At 58.5% G+C, this 20,044-nt stretch carries 16 protein-coding genes and 4 tRNA genes; 13 read left to right on the top strand and 7 right to left on the bottom strand.

The features are described 5' to 3' along the window. Positions 1–66 precede the first annotated feature (66 nt). The 4 genes from groL to gspD all read left to right on the top strand — a co-directional run bounded on the left by groL (position 67) and on the right by gspD (position 5,551). Entirely contained in the window at positions 67–1,719 is a 1,653-nt protein-coding gene (gene groL / locus ACJO5Y_RS14800) for a chaperonin GroEL (RefSeq protein WP_406988250.1), read from the top strand. A 197-nt stretch (positions 1,720–1,916) separates the two neighbouring features. Further along, positions 1,917–2,708, top strand: coding sequence for a type II secretion system protein N (gspN, locus tag ACJO5Y_RS14795; RefSeq protein ID WP_406988248.1), 792 nt, complete (start codon positions 1,917–1,919; stop codon positions 2,706–2,708). Next, positions 2,708–3,562, top strand: a complete 855-nt coding sequence (locus ACJO5Y_RS14790; RefSeq protein WP_406988247.1) for a type II secretion system protein N — start codon at positions 2,708–2,710, stop codon at positions 3,560–3,562. The genes gspN and ACJO5Y_RS14790 overlap by 1 nt, the downstream gene beginning before the upstream one ends. A gap of 33 nt (positions 3,563–3,595) precedes the next feature. Beyond that, on the top strand, positions 3,596–5,551 hold the full coding sequence (gene gspD, locus ACJO5Y_RS14785; RefSeq protein ID WP_406988245.1) for a type II secretion system secretin GspD: 1,956 nt from the start codon (positions 3,596–3,598) through the stop codon (positions 5,549–5,551). Positions 5,552–5,556: 5 nt separating this feature from the next. On the opposite strand, the gene ACJO5Y_RS14780 is transcribed toward gspD, so the two are convergent. The 6 genes from ACJO5Y_RS14780 to purE all read right to left on the bottom strand — a co-directional run bounded on the left by ACJO5Y_RS14780 (position 5,557) and on the right by purE (position 13,090). Next, entirely contained in the window at positions 5,557–7,488 is a 1,932-nt protein-coding gene (locus ACJO5Y_RS14780; protein ID WP_406988244.1) for a M48 family metallopeptidase, read from the bottom strand. 11 nt (positions 7,489–7,499) lie between these two features. Then, a complete protein-coding gene (locus ACJO5Y_RS14775; RefSeq protein WP_406988242.1) occupies positions 7,500–8,087 on the bottom strand; it encodes a LemA family protein in 588 nt (195 codons plus the stop codon). Positions 8,088–8,143: 56 nt separating this feature from the next. Further along, entirely contained in the window at positions 8,144–10,204 is a 2,061-nt protein-coding gene (locus ACJO5Y_RS14770) for a putative bifunctional diguanylate cyclase/phosphodiesterase (protein ID WP_406988241.1), read from the bottom strand. 255 nt (positions 10,205–10,459) lie between these two features. Next, positions 10,460–11,038, bottom strand: a complete 579-nt coding sequence (gene sodB / locus ACJO5Y_RS14765) for a superoxide dismutase [Fe] (protein ID WP_406988240.1) — start codon at positions 11,036–11,038, stop codon at positions 10,460–10,462. Positions 11,039–11,110: 72 nt separating this feature from the next. Beyond that, positions 11,111–12,229 carry a 5-(carboxyamino)imidazole ribonucleotide synthase gene (locus ACJO5Y_RS14760; RefSeq protein ID WP_406988239.1) on the bottom strand — a complete coding sequence of 373 codons (1,119 nt, stop codon included), beginning with the start codon at positions 12,227–12,229 and terminating at the stop codon, positions 11,111–11,113. Between the two features lie 369 nt (positions 12,230–12,598). Next, on the bottom strand, positions 12,599–13,090 hold the full coding sequence (gene purE, locus ACJO5Y_RS14755) for a 5-(carboxyamino)imidazole ribonucleotide mutase (RefSeq protein WP_406988238.1): 492 nt from the start codon (positions 13,088–13,090) through the stop codon (positions 12,599–12,601). 159 nt (positions 13,091–13,249) lie between these two features. On the opposite strand from purE, the gene ACJO5Y_RS14750 reads away from it, so the two are divergent. The 6 genes from ACJO5Y_RS14750 (at position 13,250) to ACJO5Y_RS14725 (ending at position 16,037) form a co-directional block, all read left to right on the top strand. Then, entirely contained in the window at positions 13,250–14,227 is a 978-nt protein-coding gene (locus tag ACJO5Y_RS14750) for a coiled-coil domain-containing protein (protein WP_406988237.1), read from the top strand. A gap of 67 nt (positions 14,228–14,294) precedes the next feature. Beyond that, positions 14,295–15,143 (top strand): DUF2846 domain-containing protein, encoded by an 849-nt coding sequence (locus ACJO5Y_RS14745; RefSeq protein ID WP_406988235.1) that lies wholly within the window; start codon positions 14,295–14,297, stop codon positions 15,141–15,143. A 107-nt stretch (positions 15,144–15,250) separates the two neighbouring features. Continuing rightward, on the top strand, positions 15,251–15,520 hold the full coding sequence (locus ACJO5Y_RS14740; RefSeq protein WP_406988234.1) for a hypothetical protein: 270 nt from the start codon (positions 15,251–15,253) through the stop codon (positions 15,518–15,520). A 192-nt stretch (positions 15,521–15,712) separates the two neighbouring features. Beyond that, a tRNA-Val gene (locus ACJO5Y_RS14735) sits at positions 15,713–15,788 on the top strand. A gap of 85 nt (positions 15,789–15,873) precedes the next feature. Continuing rightward, positions 15,874–15,950, top strand: a tRNA-Asp gene (locus tag ACJO5Y_RS14730). 11 nt (positions 15,951–15,961) lie between these two features. Further along, a tRNA-Val gene (locus tag ACJO5Y_RS14725) sits at positions 15,962–16,037 on the top strand. 125 nt (positions 16,038–16,162) lie between these two features. On the opposite strand, the gene ACJO5Y_RS14720 is transcribed toward ACJO5Y_RS14725, so the two are convergent. Next, positions 16,163–17,569 (bottom strand): 3-oxoacyl-ACP reductase, encoded by a 1,407-nt coding sequence (locus ACJO5Y_RS14720; RefSeq protein WP_406988232.1) that lies wholly within the window; start codon positions 17,567–17,569, stop codon positions 16,163–16,165. Positions 17,570–17,779: 210 nt separating this feature from the next. Between ACJO5Y_RS14720 and ACJO5Y_RS14715 the strand changes: the two genes are divergently transcribed. From ACJO5Y_RS14715 to ACJO5Y_RS14705, 3 genes are all read left to right on the top strand, one after another. After that, positions 17,780–19,123, top strand: coding sequence for an acetyl-CoA C-acetyltransferase (locus ACJO5Y_RS14715; protein WP_406988230.1), 1,344 nt, complete (start codon positions 17,780–17,782; stop codon positions 19,121–19,123). Between the two features lie 241 nt (positions 19,124–19,364). Next, positions 19,365–19,441, top strand: a tRNA-Met gene (locus tag ACJO5Y_RS14710). Between the two features lie 156 nt (positions 19,442–19,597). After that, positions 19,598–19,984, top strand: coding sequence for a hypothetical protein (locus ACJO5Y_RS14705; protein ID WP_406988228.1), 387 nt, complete (start codon positions 19,598–19,600; stop codon positions 19,982–19,984). Positions 19,985–20,044: the final 60 nt, after the last annotated feature.

Raw genomic sequence — 20,044 nt, 5'->3', positions numbered from 1 at the left:
CCGGCACGAACCCTCATTATTCCGATTGATTCAACGAATTCGGTTTAACGAACAGGAATAGAAGACATGGCAGCAAAAGACGTTAAATTCGGCGACAGCGCGCGCAAGCGCATGGTTGAAGGCGTTAATATCCTGGCGGACGCGGTCAAGGTGACTCTTGGTCCCAAGGGCCGCAACGTGGTTCTGGAAAAATCCTTTGGCGCGCCTACCGTAACTAAAGACGGTGTGTCCGTAGCGAAGGAAATCGAACTGAGAGACAAGTTCGAGAACATGGGCGCCCAGATGGTCAAGGAAGTGGCTTCCCAGACCAATGACAGTGCCGGCGACGGTACGACCACTGCGACCGTTCTGGCCCAGGCCATTGTTCGCGAAGGTATCAAGGCGGTCTCTGCGGGCATGAACCCGATGGATCTGAAGCGCGGCATCGACAAGGGCACCGTCGCCGCCGTTCAGGCCATTCGTGATCTGGCCAAGCCGTGTGATGACAACCGCAACATCGCCCAGGTGGGCACCATCTCCGCCAACGGCGACGAGAGCATCGGCAAGATCATCGCCGACGCCATGGAGCGTGTGGGCAAAGAAGGTGTTATCACCGTTGAGGAAGGCCGTGGCCTGGAAGACGAGCTGGACGTGGTTGAAGGTATGCAGTTCGACCGCGGTTACCTGTCTCCGTACTTCATCAACAATCAGGACAACATGTCCGTAGAGCTGGAAGACCCATACATCCTGCTGGTTGATAAGAAAGTTTCCAACATCCGTGAACTGCTTCCGGTGCTGGAAGCCGTTGCCAAGGCTGGCAAGCCGCTGATGATCATCGCCGAGGACATCGAAGGCGAAGCGCTGGCTACGCTGGTGGTCAACAACATGCGCGGTATCGTGAAAGTTGCCGCTGTGAAAGCGCCTGGCTTTGGTGATCGTCGCAAGGAAATGCTGCAGGACATCGCCATCCTGACCGGTGGTACCGTGATTTCCGAAGAAGTGGGCCTGACTCTGGAGAACACCACTCTGGACGACCTGGGTACTGCCAAGCGCATCAACATCACCAAGGAAAACACCACGGTGATCAACGGTGCTGGCGCTGAGTCCGACATTGAGGCTCGCGTTGAGCAGATCCGTAAGCAGATCGAAGACAGCTCTTCCGATTACGACAAGGAGAAGCTGCAGGAGCGCGTGGCCAAGCTGGCTGGCGGTGTTGCCGTGGTCAAGATTGGCGCCGGCTCCGAAGTGGAAATGAAAGAGAAGAAAGCCCGTGTTGAAGACGCACTGCACTCTACCCGCGCTGCGGTCGAAGAAGGCGTTGTTGCCGGTGGTGGTGTTACCCTGATCCGTGCCATTGCCGCACTGGACAAGGTCGATGCGATCAACGAGGAGCAGAAGGCTGGTGTCAACATCCTGCGCCGTGCGATGGAAGCGCCGCTGCGCCAGATCGTACAGAACGCCGGTGGCGAGCCGTCTGTTGTGGTCAACAACATCCGTGCGGGCGAAGGCAGCTACGGCTATAACGCCGCCACGGAAGAGTATGGCGACATGCTGGAAATGGGCATCCTGGATCCTGCCAAGGTAACCCGTTCCGCGCTGCAGGCTGCGGCTTCCGTTGCTTCCCTGATCATCACCACCGAAGCCATGGTGGCGGATGAGCCGGAAGACGAGAAAGCCGGCGGCGGTATGCCGGACATGGGTGGCATGGGCGGAATGGGAGGCATGGGCGGCATGATGTAAGCCCCCGTAACCTCTCTCCGCAAGCCGGAGACCCGAAAAACCCGCGCAGGCATCATCCTGCGCGGGTTTTTTTGTGTCTGGCATCCGTGGCGGCATCATTTGACAAGAAAAACCTCCGGCTTTGTGCATTTGTTTCATGACCTGCCATATTCCCTTTGCTAGACTCGGCAACCGGTTAATTTTTAATGTGTCGCTGAATGACTGAATCCGCAGCAAAACCTTTTCTCCGTCCCGGCAAGCTGCTTTTGCTTCTGCTGGCTGGATTGCTCGTCTATTTGGTGGCGTTGATTGTATGGGTACCGGCTGGTTGGATCTGGCATCAGGCCTCATCCCATCTCACACTGCCTCCCCAGGTTCAGGTACAGCAGGTTTCCGGTACAGTCTGGCGTGGTGCTGCAGCTATGGTGGTCGCCGGTTACCCGGTTCGTGCCGATTGGGAGCTGGGCTGGCCTTCGGTTTCCTCCCTGCAATGGCCGCTGGCGGTGTCCATTGCCACGTCACAATCGCAATTGAACGGTGATGTTGTTGTCGTCTGGCCGGGCGATGTGAATCTGGACGCCCGTGGCTACGTGGCCGTGGCGGAGTTTGAAGACCTGATCCGCCAGAGTGGCGGCGCCATGATCGAGGGCGACATTACCATCGACCGCCTCCGGGTTGCCTGGGAAGACAATCGCCTGGCCGATGCCCGTGGCTATGGCCGCTGGGATGGTGGACTGGTGACCTGGCCGATGGGGAATCAGACGGGGCAGGCCGAGTTCCCGCCCATGGAGGCGAACCTGGACACCACCAACAACGGCATTGCCCTGACGGTGTTGGAGCAGGGCGGTGATGGGCCAGCGGCGGATGCCAATATCCAGTGGAACGGAACCATGGAATTGCGTGTCTACAAGCGCATGGTCGATCTGGCGGATCAGCCCTGGTCGGGCTCGGCCCAGCCGGATGATGTGGTGTTCCGTGTCCGGCAGCCGTTGCTGCCCGGAGGGTTCTGATGGCAGCGCTTTCGTTTCAGGGGCAGGCGCGTATCGCACGGTTGCTGGCGAATCTTTTACTGCTGCTGCTGGTGGTCTATCTCGCGGTGACGCTGGCGCGGGTGACCTGGCTGGCGCTGTGGGACGAGCAGCCGTTTGTTGCAAGCGCCGGGGTGGAAGGGGGTGGTCCAGGCAGGGGCAATGCGTCTCTGGATACGCCTGTTTCCAATTACGAACTGTTTGGTCGCCCCCAGGGTGAAAACCGGGTGGCGGAGGTGGTTCGCCGGTCGGCTCCGGAAACCGGACTGAAATTGCGCCTGGAAGGGGTACTGCTGGCGGAGCGCCCGGAGGACTCAGGTGCTATAGTTGCTGGAAGTAACGGCGAAACCGAACATTACCGGGTAGGGGATGCACTCCCGGGGAACGCCGAATTGGTGGAAGTGGAGCCCGGGCGTATCCTGATCCGTCGCAATGGTCGGTATGAGTCCCTCGCTTTCGAAGAACAGACCGGCGGAGATGCGCTGGTTGCGGATGAACCGCAGGAACCGGCAGAATCGCCCGACCAGTTCCTTGCCGACGCCCGGGACCAGCTGGACAGCCAGGGCGCGGCCGCGCTGGCCGCCTACGGGCTCTCACCGACGGATGGTTCGGGTTCGGGGGGATATGTGTACGACGGTTCCAATGCCATGCTCAATGCCGTTAACCTGAGGGCCGGTGACGTGATTACCGCCGTCAACGGGCAGCGCCTGGGTGATATTGAGCAGGACAAGTCGTTGTTGGACAGCTGGCGCACGGAGCCCCAGCTGGAAATCGAAATTGAACGGGACGGTTCCACCCTGACCGTGAGCTATGCCATACCCGAGCAGTGGCGCTGACCGGGTTCATCGATAACAGGACGAAATCGCCAGATGTATAACCATAAGACGAATCTGTTTCGGGCCATGGTATTGGTCCTCCTGATGCCTCTGATGTCTCTTGCGTATGGACAGGATGAAACCTGGAGACTGAACCTGAAAGATGCGGACATCCGCGCGTTTGTGACCCAGGTGGCAGACATCACCGGCTACAGCTTTGTAGTGGACCCGAGGGTCAAGGGCAAGGTGACGGTGCTGTCCAGCGCCCCGATGAACAAGGATGAAATCTACGACCTGTTCCTGGCGGTGCTGCAGGTCCATGGCTTTACTGCCATTCCGGGGGAGGAAGTCATCAAGGTGGTGCAGCAGGTGGATGCCAAGCAGTCGGCGGAGTCCCTGGATCGCTTTACGGAAACTCCTTCCGAACAACTGATCACCCGGGTCATCCAGATTGATAACGCCAACGCCCTGGAGCTGGTCCCGATCCTGCGACCGCTGGTCGCCAAATATGGCCACCTGGCCGGCGTGGCAGCGGCTAACGCCCTGATTGTCAGCGATCACTCGGCCAATATTCGCCGTATCGAGCAGATTGTCCGCGAGCTGGACAGCCCCTCCAAGTACGAAGTGGAAGTCATCCAGTTGGATGAGGCCTGGGTCGGTGACATGGTGGAGCTGCTTCAGGAGCTGGCGCCCGACGAATTGGGGCAGGCCGGTGGTGAGAACGCCGCACGTAAGTACAGCGTCACCGCCGATGAACGCAGCAACCGTTTGATTCTGCGGGGTGATGAAACTTTCCGGGACAAAATGCGGAGCTTGATCCTCAAGCTTGACCAGCCTTCCGCCAGCGGGGGAACCACGAAAGTTATTCGCCTGAAGCATGCCGATGCCGCAGACCTGTCTGAACTGCTCAAAGGTGTTATGGGGGAGCTTGTCGAGGAAACAGCCGGGGGCGGCTCTGGTGCCTCCCAGAATGGCGGTCGTCGCAGTACCGGCTTTTCCGTGTTTGCCGATGAGGGGCTGAATGCCCTGGTCGTCAGGGGTGAACCTTCCATTATGCAGGAAGCGGAACAGATTGTGGCGCAGCTGGATGTGCGCCGGGCCCAGGTCCTGATTGAGGCGGCGATCGTCGAAATCAGTGATGAGCTGGGTGAGGATCTTGGCGTTCAGGTTGCAGTGGGGGATGAGTCTGGCGAGTCGACGCCGATTGCCGGTACCAACTTTGGCAACGTAGGCCGAAGCCTGGGCGATGTGCTGGGTGCGATCATTAACGACTCTCTTATTGAGCCTGCTACTGGCGGCATCACTGTGGGTGCGGGCCAACGGGACGAGGACGGTTTGAGCTGGGGCGTGCTGTTGCAGGCGTTGTCGACCTCCGCAGCGGCGAACCTGTTGTCTACGCCCAGTATCATCACCCTGGATAACCAGGAATCAGAAATTATTGTCGGCCAGAATGTGCCCTTCCGTACCGGTCAATCCACCGTGACTGGTGATGGCACCACCAATCCCTTCACGACCATTGAACGCCGCGACATCGGTTTGACCCTGAAAGTCACCCCAACCATCAGTGCTGACGGTCTGGTGCGCCTGGTTGTGGAGCAGACCACCGAGGATATCGCGGAAAGTGTCGCGGACGCCTCGGACATTGTGACCAGCAAGCGAGAGATCAAAACGACAGTGTTGGCGGATGATGGCGAAACCATCGTGCTCGGTGGCCTGATGAAGGACGACCTGCTGGTCAATCGCAGCAAGGTGCCCCTGCTCGGTGATATCCCGGTGCTTGGCCGGTTGTTCTCCTCGGAGTCCGAGCGCCGTATCAAGCGCAACCTACTGGTTTTCCTGCGTCCGAAGATCCTGCTGGACAAGGCGGACTCGGTTGCCATGACCTCCGAGAAGTACAACGGCTTGTGGGAGGTTAATCTGGGGGTGCGCAAGAAGCTGGGGTTGCCTGAACCAGAGCAGCGGCCCGAGATCGATAACCTGTTCAATCCCGGCCCGGATCGCATCCAGTAAGCGGGTCAGGCTGGCAGTGGCGGCATCGGGCAATCCAGCTGATCCGCCACCAGCCTGATCATTTCATACTCCGTGACATCCACCCGCCCATCGTGGGTCACACAGTGACCGGCGGCATCAATGATGGCCGGCTTCAGCAGGGGGGAGAGCTGGTTCAGGATCGTCAGTGCCTGTTGAAGCTCCTTCAGTGATACCCTCGCTTGCAGGGTTCCCGCCTCCTCGGTGCTGGCAAAGCCTGCCATGGCTTCCCGGTACAGATTCTCCGCTTCGTCCCCGATCCGGGCGCCGGCCCTGGCTTGCAGGCTCATAAGGCACTTCAGAGCCGGTAGCACGGCTTTATAGTTGCGGTATCGTACCGGTACCACCCGTGCAGATTCAGGCATCAGGTGGCGCTTCAGGAAGCTGCTCATGGCCAGTTCGAAAAGAGTGACCTTCCGGTCGGCGCCAATCAGCTGCCGCACTGCGGTATGAAGTCCATCCCTTTCTTCCGGATCGAGTTTTCGTAATGCCGGCATGGCCAGTTCCAGCGCCGGGAAACGGATGGCCGTTCCCTGGCTTTCGAGGGCGGGAAGGAACTTGTCCAGCAAGTCCCGTTGGGGGCTTAGAAGCGGGTGCCGGGTAATCTGCGCCAGGGCGTCGTCCTGCTCGTTGCGGGGCAGGGTGTGAATCAGCAGGGCGTAGCAGAGCTGTACAGCACCGGCGCGGGTGTAGAGCAGGTTGCGAAAGGTCTGGGGGATCTGTGCCAGCAGGGCGATGGCATAGTCTTCGCCGGCGCTGGTCACGGTGCCCACGTTGCCGGAGAATCCGGCCGCCGATTTCTCCGTGCTGTACTGCGTACCGGCAAAGCCAGAAGCGTTGGCGGCGCGGGGCGCTTCCTGGCCAGGGGACAGATCCAGGGAGGCTTCCGTATCCCTGAGCCGGCTTCGCAGGCGCGCCAGCATGCCCGGCTGGATTGCATGTATGCGATCCTCCACCGGCGGGTGCGATGCCAGCAGGGATGACAGCTTCATGCGGGCGCTTTCCCCGAAACACATGTGATTCATGTCACTGGCGTGACTGGTGGTGTCCAGGTAGCCACCCTTCAGGCCGATCTTGAACAGCGCCCCGGCGATACCTTCCGGATTGCGGGTGAACTGGACCGATGAGGCATCCGCGAGGGTTTCCCGTTGCCGGGACACCGCGGCCTGGATCAGCCGTCCGAAGAAGACTCCGATATACCCGATCACCAGCAGGGCGAGCCCGATCAGACCAAGGATGGCCTGACCCCTACCGTCTCTCGAGGTGCGCGACGAATGCGAGCGGTAGAACCCGGCGCGTAGCATGAACCCGCCGATCTGCCCCAGCATCAGGATGCCCGCCAGAATGGCAATCAGCCGTACGTTCAGTCGCATATCACCATTCAGGATGTGGCTGAACTCATGCCCCACCACGCCCTGCAGTTCGTCCCGCGTAAGGTGGGTGAGGGCTCCGTGGGTCACCACCATCACCGCTTCCCCCGGGGTATAACCGGCGACAAAGGCATTGATACCGGTCTCCTGATCCATCACATACAACCGGGGAACCGTAACCCCGCTGGCGATGGCCATTTCCTCGACTATATTGCGCAACTTGCGCTCTTCGGCGTCCCTGGTGTCGGGGTCAATTTCCCGTGCGCCGACCATGTTGGCCACCCGTTCTCCGCCCCCGGCCAGGTCAAGCCAGCGGACCAGTGACCCGAGTACAATCAGGAGGACAACGGCGGCGGCTGTCATCGCGCCATGCTGGCTCAACAGCCAGTGGTGGAATGCCAGGCCGGAGGATTCACTGCGGGTCACCAGGTACCCCACAAGGCAGACCCCGAGGGTGATCAGGATCACGGCGGCAAGGAACAGGACGACCAGTAGTGTGGTATTACGCCGGGCATTGGCCTGACGCTGGAAGAAGCCTTGATGAGCCATGGTTTATGGCCTCAGAAGGCCACTCTGGGTGCCTGGCGGGCCTCCGGGGTTTCCAGCTCAAGCTGGGACGTGGGCTTGAAGGCGAACAGGCCGGCGAGCACGTTATTGGGGAACTGCTCGCGGAAAATGTTGTAGCCCATCACGCCGTCGTTGTAGGCCTGGCGCGCGAATGCGACCCGGTTTTCCGTGCTGGACAGTTCTTCCATCAGTTGCTGTACCGTTTCGTTGGCTTTCAGCTCCGGGTAATTTTCAGCGACGGCGTAGAAATTGGCGAGGGCCTTGGTGAGCAGGTTCTCCGCCGACCCCAGTCGCTGCATTTTGGTGCTTTCGCCGGGATCGCTGGCGGCATCCCTCTGGGCGCTGACTGCGTTGTTGCGGGCTTCCATAACCGCCGTCAGCGTATTGCGTTCATGGGCCATGTAGGCTTTGGTCGATTCCACCAGGTTGGGGATCAGGTCATGGCGGCGTTGGAGCTGGACATCAATCTGGGCGAAGCCGTTCTTGAACTGGTTACGCAGAGACACCAGCCGGTTGTAGATGTAGACCAGATAAAAAACAGCAACCGCAATAACGATTAAGCCGATAATGGTGGTTCCCATGACAACTCCTTGAAACGGGTAGGGCGATTTGGATTCCGGAATGTGGTGCCGGGAGGTCAGGCGTTATTTTCTACTATTTTCTCGTGAAAGCCAGCCACGAAGGTCTCAAAATCGCGAGGTAACAATGGCTTGCTGAAGAAATAACCCTGGGCCAGCTTGCAGCCGCGTTGAGTCAGGTAATACTCCTGTTCCTCGGTTTCGACCCCTTCGGCGACCACGGAGAGGTTCAGGCTGCGGCCCAGGTCGATGATGGTGTTGGCGATGCGGGTGTCGTCATCGTTCACCAGCAGGTCACGGATGAACTGCTTGTCGATTTTCAGGTGCTGGACCGGCATGCGCTTCAGGTAGGTCAGCGAAGAGTATCCGGTGCCGAAGTCGTCCACCGCAATGCTGATGCCCGCCTTGTGTAACCGGTGCAGTTTCGCCACGGCGTCTTCGAGATTGGTCATGAAGCTGGTTTCAGTCACTTCCAGTTCCAGGCGCCCTGCCGGGATGTTATGTCGTTTCAGGGTGCTGAGGATGTCATCAACGATGCGGTCCTGGCGTAACTGAACCGCCGACAGGTTGACAGCAATCCTCAGCGGCATGCCATCGGCCGCCCAGCGAGCCGCCTGCCAGCAAGCCTGGTCGAGCACCCATTGTCCGATCTCGACTATGATGCCGTTGACCTCGGCAATGGGAATAAAATGATCCGGTGGCACCAGCCCCCTGACCGGGTGTTCCCAGCGAAGCAGGGCTTCCGCCCCGATGATCCGGCGGCTTTCCAGGTTGACCTGGGGTTGATAGACCAGGTGGAACTGGTGGTTGGCCAGGGCGCTGGAAAGATCTTTCTCCAGCTGTTTGCGTTCACGGATTTCCCGGTCAATGCTGGCGACATAGAACTGGAAGTGGTTTTTGCCTCCCTGTTTGGCCAGGGCCATGGTTTGCTCTGCGCATTGCAGCAGCCGGTCGGCTTTGGCGGCGTCATTGGGGAAGAGTGCGATGCCCAGGGTGGCGGTTATGGCGACGGTCTGGTCGTCAAAGTTCATGAGCTGGTTGATGCAGTCGAGGACCAGTTCGGCGGTATCGGCGGCCTGGTAATCATCCCGCAGGCCTTTTTCCACCACGGCGAACTGATCGCTTCCCAGCCTGGCGACAGTGAACCGGTGGCTGCCCAATCGCTGCATCAGGCGGTCCGCAATGATTTGCAGGATCAGGTCACCGGTACTGAATCCGCACTGTTCATTGACGGACTTGAAGTCGTCGATGCCGCAGACCATCAGGGAGAGGGAGTTTTTCCTGGCGGCCGATTCTTCAATGTTTGCTTTCAACAGCTCCATGAAGGTCTCGCGGCTGGGCAGGCCTGTCAGTTGATCATAGCGGGATAACCGGTTGACCCGGTCTTCCGCCTCGAGGTGGCGCTTCTGGGTGTCGCCGATGGAGACCAGCAGGTTATTGGTGGCGTTGACCCAGAGGCCGAGTTCATCGGTCTGATGGCCCTGAGGCAATGACAGCAGCCGGTCATCCGGATGCTCGGGATTGACCTGCTTGACGGAGTGGACAATGCGGAGCAATGGCCGTGTCAGCAAAAGGTGGAAAACCACGTACAGGGCCATACCGAGAATGATGGCTGTGGCGATACCGGAGACAAAGGTGACGGCAGCTCGCTCAAGCCAGGTTCGCGCGGCATGGGCGGTATCGTAGTGAACCTCCAGGTAACCGTAGATGGTGCCGGGGTTGCTGGGGCGCGACAGCGCCTCCCGGTATTCCCGCTCCGGGCTGAAGATGGAAGCGGTGATCGGGCGGAACGGGCCTTGTTGTAAGGGGCGGTTGCCGGAACCCAGGGGCTCTCCGTCCGGGTGGGTGATGCTGGCCTGATGAATGGCCTCCTGTTCGAACAGGCCATCAACGACTTGCTGGGCGAGTTCGCTGTCAATGCTGAACACGGCTTGGGTAGCGGCATCACGAACGAGGGCGATGGTCTGCGTAGCATGATCATCCAGAGACCGGGACACTCGACCGGCATCGAGGGCAATCTGGATGGCGCTGATGATGATGCCGCTGATCAGGGCGACGCCCAATACCCAGCGCAGTACCCGGTAACTCAGGCGATGTTCTACCTCAAAGGTGTTCTGCATGAAGGCTCATTTCATCCGTTACATCAGGATCAGCTCCGATGTCCTGCCGAGGGGGGGCGGATCGAAAGCTGTTTGTTGTTATTCAGTATGGTTCAAATTGGCGCCACTGTGTTCAGTATCGGCAATTGTTCCAAAGTTTTCAGAGTGCGGGTGTTTCAATTTGTAAGGATTATGTAGATCGTATACAAAAAAACGCCCGCTGGTCAGCGGGCGTTTTTTGTGCAGAGCAGGCTCTGCATGACATTCCGGGCGATGTTATGCCAGGTTTTCGTTCACGAAATCCCAGTTCACCAGCTTCCAGAAAGCTTCCAGATAGTTCGGGCGGGAGTTGCGGTAATCGATGTAGTACGCGTGCTCCCAGACATCAACGGTCAGAACCGGCTTGTCGGCGCCGGTCAGCGGTGTTTCCGCGTTGCTGGTGTTGGCGATGGCAACACTGCCGTCGGCCTTCTTCACCAGCCAGGTCCAGCCAGAGCCGAAGTTGTTGGCGGCCTTGTCATTGAACTCTTTCTTGAATTCTTCGAAAGAGCCAAACGCCTTGTTGATGGCATCGGCCGCTGCGCCGGTCGGCTCACCGCCGCCGTTCGGGCTCAGGCAGTTCCAGTAGAAGGTATGGTTCCAAACCTGGGCGGCGTTATTGAACAGCGGGCCGCTGGCGCTCTTGATGATGTCTTCGAGCGACTTGTTGGCGTTGTCCGTACCTTCAACCAGACCGTTCAGCTTGGTTACGTAGGTGTTGTGGTGCTTGCCGTAATGGTATTCGAGTGTTTCCTGAGAGATGTGCGGTTCGAGTGCGTTCTTTTCGTACGGTAGTGCGGGAAGTTCAAATGCCATGAGGTCGTTCTCCCTGGTTCTCTCTGTTTATGTGAATGACACTTAGGGAATATAGGGCTGCTTTGAGTTATATCAACCCTTTGGTGTTAAAGAACTTTTAAACTCCGGGCTGCCGGGCAGGAACTGTGCGCAGTTCTTGACCCGCCATACCAGTTCTTCGTAACTGTCTGCCAGAACGTTCACGTGACCGAGCTTCCGGCCTGGACGTTCACCTTTATTATAGAGGTGAACATGAGCGTAAGGCAGTTCCAGAATACGTTCAATGTCTCCATGCTCACCGATGATGTTGATCATGCAGCTCACGCCCCGGGGCGCGACGTTGCCCAGCGGATGCCCGCTGACCGCCCGGATGTGGTTTTCGAACTGGCTGGTCATGGCGCCTTCAATGGTCCAGTGGCCGGAATTATGAACCCTCGGGGCCATTTCGTTGGCGACCAGGCCGGTGGGGGTTTCAAACAGTTCCAGTGTCAGTACGCCGACGTAGTTCAGTTCGTTCAACAGTGCCTTGATGTAGCGTTCGGCATCGTCCTGGATGTGTTTCTCCAGACCGGGCGCCGGGGCGATGGAGTAACGCAGGATGCCTTCATGGTGGGCGTTCTCGGCAATAGGATAGAAGGCAAGCTCTCCGTCTTCGCCGCGTACGGCGATGATGGAGACTTCCCGCTGAAAGTCGACGAACTTTTCCACGATCAGGCGTGGGTGGCTGATGGACTTCCAGGCAGCGGCAGCTTCTTCCGGGCTTTTGAGTACGGCCTGGCCTTTGCCGTCATAGCCTTCGGTATTGGATTTGGCAACGACGGGGCAGCCGAGTTCCTCGGCAGCGGCCTGCAGGGATTCGGCGCTGTCTGCGATTTTCCATTCCGGAGTGGGAATGCCGAGTTCGCCGAAGAGGGTTTTCTCGGCTTCGCGGTTCTGGCAGACCTGCAGTGCACGGGGGCAAGGGTGTACGGTTTTGTGGGCGGCGATTTTTTCGGCCACCTCAACCGGCAGGTGTTCAAATTCGTAGGTGACCCGGTCAACGCGGGAGAGGAAGTCGTCCAGGTACTCGCCTTCCCGGTCGATGATGACTTCCCCCAGCCCGGCGCTGGGGCTGCCGGACATGTCGTAGAATACAAACGTCTTGGCCAGTGGGTAACCGGCCAGGGCCAGCATGCGTCCCAGTTGGCCGGCGCCTAGTACACCAATTCTCATCTGTGTTCTCCTGGCATTATATGGCCATTTGTCTTGGTGGCGGAGCAGGGTGGGTAGGTCTTCATAAAAAACTCCGCTTTAACTCGCTATGCTCAGACAGGCGGTGTTTTTTATGAAGACCTACCCACCCTGCTCAATGAACTTTTGAGTCCGTTGGTCTGGGTTTGTTGGATTGCGGCTTTGCCTAATCCAACCTACATCTGAATCCCATGCTTGTTTGATCATCATGCACCAAAGCCTGGGGAAACGTTCGGAGCCTTCTGTCCAAAACTGTTGAGGGCCATGGACGGCCCGAAACAAGCGCACATGGATGTGCTCGTAGCGTGTTTTGGACAGAAGGCTCCGAACGTTTCTTACTCCGTGACCGGCTTACTGATCCCTTGGGTCCGGATTATCCAGAACCGTCTGAGTCTGATTCGCACGGAAATCATCGACGGCTTTACGCACGTCATCATCGAACGTTCCAACAATCTGTGCCGCCAGCAAGCCCGCGTTGGTGGCGCCGGCCTTGCCAATCGCCAGTGTACCAACGGCAATGCCGCCGGGCATCTGGACAATGGACAGCAGGGAATCGAGGCCGTTAAGGGCTTTGGACTGAACAGGAACCCCCAGTACCGGCAGCGATGTCTGGGAGGCAACCATGCCCGGCAGGTGCGCGGCCCCGCCAGCACCGGCGATGATGACCTTCAGGCCCCGGTCGGAGGCGGTTTTCGCGTAATCGAACAGCAGATCCGGTGTGCGGTGGGCGGAAACTACCCGGGTTTCATAGGCGACGCCGAGTTTGTCGAGCATGTTGGCGGCGTGTTCCATGGTGGGCCAATCCGATTTGGAGCCCATGATGAGACCTACAAGCGGCTGCATATGCAACAGTCCTGTGTATGTTGGAAAGCCGGCCATTGTATGTTTTGCCTAATAAGCATGCAAACCGTGCTTTATTGATCCGCCGTTATTTTAATGAATCCGTCAGTACGGGTATTATCGAGCCTTATTACCTGAACCGTCCATATTCCGGGAGTTGTAATGGAACCAATCCGTCCAGATGACGATGAACTGAGAGCTGAGTCCCGTATTCGTAGTGGTGCACCCAGAAAACCCGAGTCTGCGGAGAAGCCGAAAAAGGCTGCAGCAAAAGGCGCGGGTGGTGGTAAGGGCAGGGAGCCAGGCGCGAAAGCTCCGAAGTCCAATGGCGGTGGTGGCAACGGACGTGGCGGCCAGGCGGTGGTGTGGGTCGCGCTGGTTGTGCTGGCGGTGGTTGCCGGGGGCGGCTGGTTCAGTCAGGCGAAACAGATCGACGCCCTGGAAGGGCAACTGGAGGATGCGGAGTACTGGGCGCGGCAGAGTAAGCTTGCATTGGCGCGGTTCGAGGGTGATCTGTCCGAAACCGGGGAAAACCTGGAGGAGAAAGGCCAGTCCATCGAGCAGACTCTGACGGATCAGGAGGAGCGCCTGGATACAGCGGACAGCGAAATCCGCAAGCTCTGGGCTATAGCGAACGAGCGCAATAAAAAACGCCTGGATGAGCATGCCACCCGCCTGGATTCGCTGGCCGGTGATGTGGAAGACGAAGTGTCTGCCCGTGAGCAGTTGGCGGCTTCTGTGGATGAGCTGGAGTCGTCCCTGTCCGGTGAGGTGGCGTCGTTGCGCAAGGATCTGGGGCAGCAGATTGTCAGCCTGAAGGAGTCTACGGAGCAGGCCGATAAGCGGCTGACAGAGTTGAACTCCGCGCTGGACGGGGTGGATCAGGTTGTGGATCGCCGTATTCAGCGATTCGAGCGGGAACAGAAACTAGGTGTTGATGGTCTGGAAGGTCGCATCAGGGCGCTGGAGAAAGATGTCGGGGAGTTGGCCAACGGTAGTGATGTGAAGGCTGTCCGTTCTGAACTGGGGGCCTTGAAACGAACAGTTGAGTCCATCGATTCCTCCCGCTCCCAGCTGACGTCCCGGCTGGTGCGTCTGTCCGAGCAGGTGGATGAGCTGCGGAGCGAGACCTTGCGGTAGCTCTCAGTTCTGCCGTTTTGCTGTTGCTATGATCGGGGCACTCGCAAAGGACTAAGAGTGAATAACAATGAAAACCCGATCGCCCATGATGCTTTTGTCGATGCTGGTACTGGTTTCCGGCTGTACCGTTTATCAGTCCATTGGCAAAAGCGTTGGATCCTTTTTGCACCCGGTGTCCGGGCACGATTTTGTTCATATCGCGAACGATCAGTGGAATCAGGACCACGCGCTGATCTATTTCTATCGCACCCATTCCCAGTGGGCGGCGGATGAAATCGAGGCCCCCAGCGTCTACGTGGATGACACGCACTATTTCAATATCCGCAATAACAGCTTTACCTGGCTGGAAGTCAGTCCGGGGGAGCGTCACATCGCGATGCGCCGACCACTGCTGGGGCTGGAGGGGCTGAACTCTTTCAGCCTGAGCCTGATTGCGGATGCCACATTGAAGGTGAAGCCCGGCCGCATTTATTACCTTCGCTATAACGAGCTGACCGAGCCAGAGCGCCCGACCCCGGATCTCGACCTTGAGCATCCGCTGGCCGAGGGTGACCTGCAACTGGTCAGCCGAGCGTATGCCATGCGGGCGACAGAGCTGGTGTCCACCCGTTTTCTCAACAGTGATTTACTGGCCCCCAACCACGCCGCCGTGTCCATTGTGGAGGAAAATGAGGACGTTGATTTCGAGCGGCGGATGGTGCTGCTGGAAGAGGAGCGGGAGCTGGAAATCGAGCGCATGAAAGAGGAGGGAAAGTACCATTCGCCCTCCTGGTTCTGGCCGTTTGGCGGTGGCCCCGCTGTGCCGCTGGAGAGCGACCGGAAAATCCGCGAGCTGGAGCGGGAATACGCCGCACTGGAAGAAGAGCGTAGGTGTAAAGAAGAGGCGGAATCATCCGGAGGCTGGTGGATTTTCTGAGCCGGCCGGATTGGCCAAAGCGACGTAAAGTGTGAGCGGTTTCACAATTGTAGAACTCTGGCGGCATTACTACACTTAGGTTAGTCACATGCACAGGGTAAAGGACTATGTCATTGAAGGATTCGCTGCGGCACGGCATGAGCCGGTTTTCCAATGAGTTGGTGCCTGCGGTTGTGCAGGCTACAGGCAAGCGAATAGAAGAGTTCAGGCAACGCCTGGACCACCTCAACCGCACGCTGGCAGAAAGGGCGCTTCCGGGTGATCGCAAGCTGCGGGTCAGCGAATTGTCGCTGCAAAGGAAAGCCCGGAATGCTGGCCAGAAGAGACCGGCTCTGAAGTCAGTGGACGGCCAGAAAAAGCGCAAGCCATCACCATAACATCTGATCATAAAATGCCCGCTTTTTAACGGGTTGCCACTTTTTTTGGAAAATTTCCGGAAAATATTTGACACCGCCGGGCAAATGCTTAAAATGCGCGTCTCACTTGATCGAGACAGCACCGCTGACTTGGCAAGCCGCGAAAGCGGCAAGTGAATCGTTGAGAGACGATGGTTTGAAAGTGTGAAAGTTGGGTGGTTAGCTCAGCTGGGAGAGCATCGCCCTTACAAGGCGAGGGTCACTGGTTCGATCCCAGTACCACCCACCATTTTCACGCAGCATCACCGGACTACCCCGTCCGGTTTCAGGTTTCACCTTTACAGGTCTCAGGGCCGAAAGGCTGGAATTGATGCGGAGCGGTAGTTCAGTTGGTTAGAATACCGGCCTGTCACGCCGGGGGTCGCGGGTTCGAGTCCCGTCCGCTCCGCCATTTTTATTCCCGGGTGGTTAGCTCAGCTGGGAGAGCATCGCCCTTACAAGGCGAGGGTCACTGGTTCGATCCCAGTACCACCCACCATTTTTCTCCCCTTCGAAGTCATATCGCAACCGGGCCAGCAGGCTGTCGGTGTTTTTGCGTGCCTGTGTGGTTTGTAGGTCGGATCAGGCCCGGAGGGCCGTAATCCGACACCACTTATACCGGCGTTACTTGCCAATCAACGACTGCCCACACACCCGCACAACGTTTCCGTTCACGCCGTTCGAGCCGGGGTTGCAATACCATGCGATGGCCTCTGCCACATCCACCGGCTGACCGCCCTGGGACAGGCTGTTCATGCGCCGGCCCGCTTCACGGATGGTCAGCGGCATGGCCGCTGTCATTTGCGTCTCGATGAAGCCAGGGGCGATGGCATTGATGGTGATGCCATTCTTCAGCTGCTTTGCCATGGCTTCGACATAACCGATCACGCCGGACTTCGCCGTGGAGTAGTTGGTCTGGCCGAAGTTGCCGGCGATGCCGCTGATGGACGAGATGCACACGATACGGCCATTCTCGCGCAGAAGCTCACGATGCATCAGCTCTTCATCAATCAGTTCTTCGGCGGTGAGGTTCACCGCTATGGTCATGTCCCAGAAATGCTCCGGCATATTGCCCAGGGTCTTGTCGCGGGTGATACCGGCGTTGTGGATGACCAGATCGATGCCGCCGAAATGTTCTTCCGCGAAATCGGCAATCAACTTTGGTGCGCCGGCATCGGTAATGTCGCAGGCCAGGGCCTTGCCCTTGATGGCGTCGGTGACTTTCTGCAGCTCTTCCATGGCTGGCGGAATATCCAGGCCGATCACGGTTGCGCCGTCCCGGGCCAGGGTTTCAGCAATGGACGCGCCGATACCACGGGAAGCGCCGGTGACCAGGGCAACCTTACCGGACAGCGGAGCAACCGGATTGGTGGCCGGAGCCGCGGTGCTCTTGCCAATGCGGGCCACCTGGCCGGAGACATAGGCCGAGCGGGCAGACAGGAAGAAGCGGATACTGGAATCGAGCTGTTTGTCCGCACCTGGAGCCATCCAGAGCAGGTTTGAGGTCGCCCCTTTCTTGCCGATTTCCTTGCCGACGGCACGAACGAAGCCCTCAAGCGCTTGCTGTGCTGCGGCCTGGGCCGGTTTGCGACAGGTGGCTGGCTCCTGGCCAATGACCAGTACGCGGGCGTTGCCACCGAGTTTCTTGATGGTTGGGTGGTAGAAATCGTACAGCGCGCGCAGATCGTTAGGCGATTTCATGCCCGTGGCATCAAACACCAGGGCCGAGAATTTTTCATTGATATCACCGTTGACATTCAGGGGCTGGGCCTTGTTGCCAGCCTTGGCGGAATCCTTCAAAGTATCCGGACCATCCGCATGATGTACCTTGGCAGCGCTGGCTCCCAGCACGCTGCCGATGGCGCTGATGGCCTTGGCGCCACTGGCGGCGCCAACCAATACATTGCCTTCGATGAATGGCTGGTCGCTGCGCTTCCAGCGATTGAGGGGAACCGGGGACGGCAAGCCAAGGGATTGGGCCGCAGTTTTGCCCACCGGCGTGTTGACGAATTTGAGGTAGAGGTCAGACATAAGAGCGTTCCTTCGTAGTGTGTTCAACGGTGGCCATGCAATCGGATTCACCGTGAGCAATGGTTTTGAGTCGTTGTACAGGTTAAGGATTCAGGCGCCATTTGGATTGACTCAATGCCCTGACCGGATTGTCAGGCATGCCAATGAGCCAGACCCCGTTAGCGCTAGACTGCTCCGCAATGGATACACACGTTAATACAGGATCTCATCATGGCACAGGCACAGAAAACCACACAGAAGAAAACCACATCAGCCCCGCGCAAGCCAAAGGCCAAAGCGCCGGCCGGCGTTCGCCGGGTTGCGGTGATCGGTGGTAACCGGGTTCCGTTTGCACGTTCCAACACCGCCTACAGCAAAATCAGCAACCAGGAGCTGCTGACGTCCGCGCTGCGGGGACTGGTGGACCGTTATGGCCTGCAGGGCCAGCGTATGGGGGAGGTGGTTGCCGGTGCGGTGATCAAGCATTCCCGCGATTTCAACCTGACCCGCGAATCCGTCCTCAGCTCCGGCCTGGCGCCGGAAACCTCCGCCTATGATGTCCAGCAGGCGTGTGGCACCGGCCTGGAGGCTGCCATCCTGGTGGCTAACAAGATTGCTCTGGGACAGATTGAATGCGGCATCGCCGGAGGCACAGACACCACCTCCGACGCGCCGATTGGGGTAGGTGAGGGGTTGCGTGAAATTCTTCTCGACCTCAACCGCGCCAAAACCACCAAGGACCGCCTGAAGATTCTGGGTCGTTTCCGCCCGGGCCATCTGGTGCCGGAAATTCCGGAAAATGGCGAGCCTCGCACGGGTATGTCCATGGGCGATCACTGCCAGGTGACGGCTCACGAGTGGAAGATTCCCCGTGATGAACAGGATCAGTTGGCCTTCGAGAGCCACCAGAAGCTGGCCAAGGCCTATGAAGAAGGTTTCTTTGATGACCTGATCACCCCGCTGGCGGGCCTCGACAAGGACAATATCCTGCGCCCGGACACCACGCTGGAGAAGCTGGCGACCCTGAAGCCTTGCTTTGACCGCGAAAACGGCACCATGACTGCCGCCAACAGCACCGCCCTGACCGATGGCGCCTCCTGCGTGCTACTGGCCAGCGAAGAGTGGGCCAAGGCCAACAACATGGAAGTGCAGGCCTATCTGACCTTCTCCGAAGTGGCCGCCGTGGATTTCGTGGACAAGAAAGAAGGCCTGCTGATGGCCCCGGCCTACGCCGTGCCCCGGATGCTGGAAAAGGCAGGGCTGACCCTGCAGGATTTCGATTTTTACGAAATTCACGAGGCGTTTGCCGCTCAGGTGCTGTCGACCCTGAAAGCCTGGGAAGATCCCGCTTTCTGCAAGGACCGTCTGGGCCTCGACAAGCCGCTGGGCAGCATTGATCGTAGCAAGATGAACATCAAGGGCAGCAGCCTGGCAACGGGGCACCCGTTTGCCGCCACCGGTGGCCGTATCGTCGCTACCCTGGCGAAGCTGCTGGAACAGAAAGGCAGCGGCCGTGGCCTGATTTCCATCTGCGCTGCAGGTGGTCAGGGCGTGACTGCGATCCTCGAGCGATAAGTTTTTGGGCTCCAAAGGGAAAAATTGAATTTTCCCTTTGACAGACGCGGGTCCGACCCTTATTATGCGCACCTCGTTGATCGGGGGTTCCCCGGTAAACAACCAGTTTGATGCGGGGTGGAGCAGTCTGGTAGCTCGTCGGGCTCCCAATCCCGCAAAAGCCGAAGGGAGTATTTTCGACCTTCGGCTTATGAGCCCGCCCAGAGGCGGACTCGGATTCAGAAGATAAGTAAAGGTTTATTGCGGGGTGGAGCAGTCTGGTAGCTCGTCGGGCTCATAACCCGAAGGTCGTTGGTTCGAATCCAGCCCCCGCTACCACTTTAGAAAAGCCGGTCTTTGACCGGCTTTTCTTGTTTCTGAAGGGGGCTTTTGAGTCGGCAATAGCTCGCTAAGTACTTTCCATACATGGCCATTCAACTCGTTGACTATTTGTTGTCCGCGCGCCAGACTCATAGCGTAACCTTGGACAACAGCATGACCAACGACACTCATTACCCCATCCGCTCCCGGATTCAAATGCCTCTGGCCGTGCTGCCACTGTTGGCGCTGCTGCTTGCTTTTCTCTCCTCCATTACCCATCAGCACGCCGCTGCCACTAGCCTGAACCATGGGTTTGTCGGCACGCTCGATCATCTGGTTGTTGCCAGCCACAACGAATCTGTCAGGGCGCAGAGTGGTTACGTTGGCAAGGACTCTGCGGCGGATGGTGACCGGGATGCTCCCCAGTGGTGGAGCGCCGGTTCGATGGACTCCTGGGCTGGCCAGCGTGTTATTGCCAGTGTTTCCTACGTCGATGCGGGCGATCTGCCTTCAGCGGCCCGCTATGTAATTCCCCTTCTGCGCGCACCACCCCTGGCGTAATCCTCCGCTTGATGACGACTGTTGTTACGGGCAGTCGTTCCGGTTAACGAAGTTTGCTTT

Source organism: Marinobacter alkalisoli (assembly GCF_045449855.1).
Lineage (GTDB): Bacteria > Pseudomonadota > Gammaproteobacteria > Pseudomonadales > Oleiphilaceae > Marinobacter.
The sequence above is the reverse complement of the archived record's forward strand: the minus strand, read 5'-3'. Positions and strand labels throughout refer to the sequence as shown.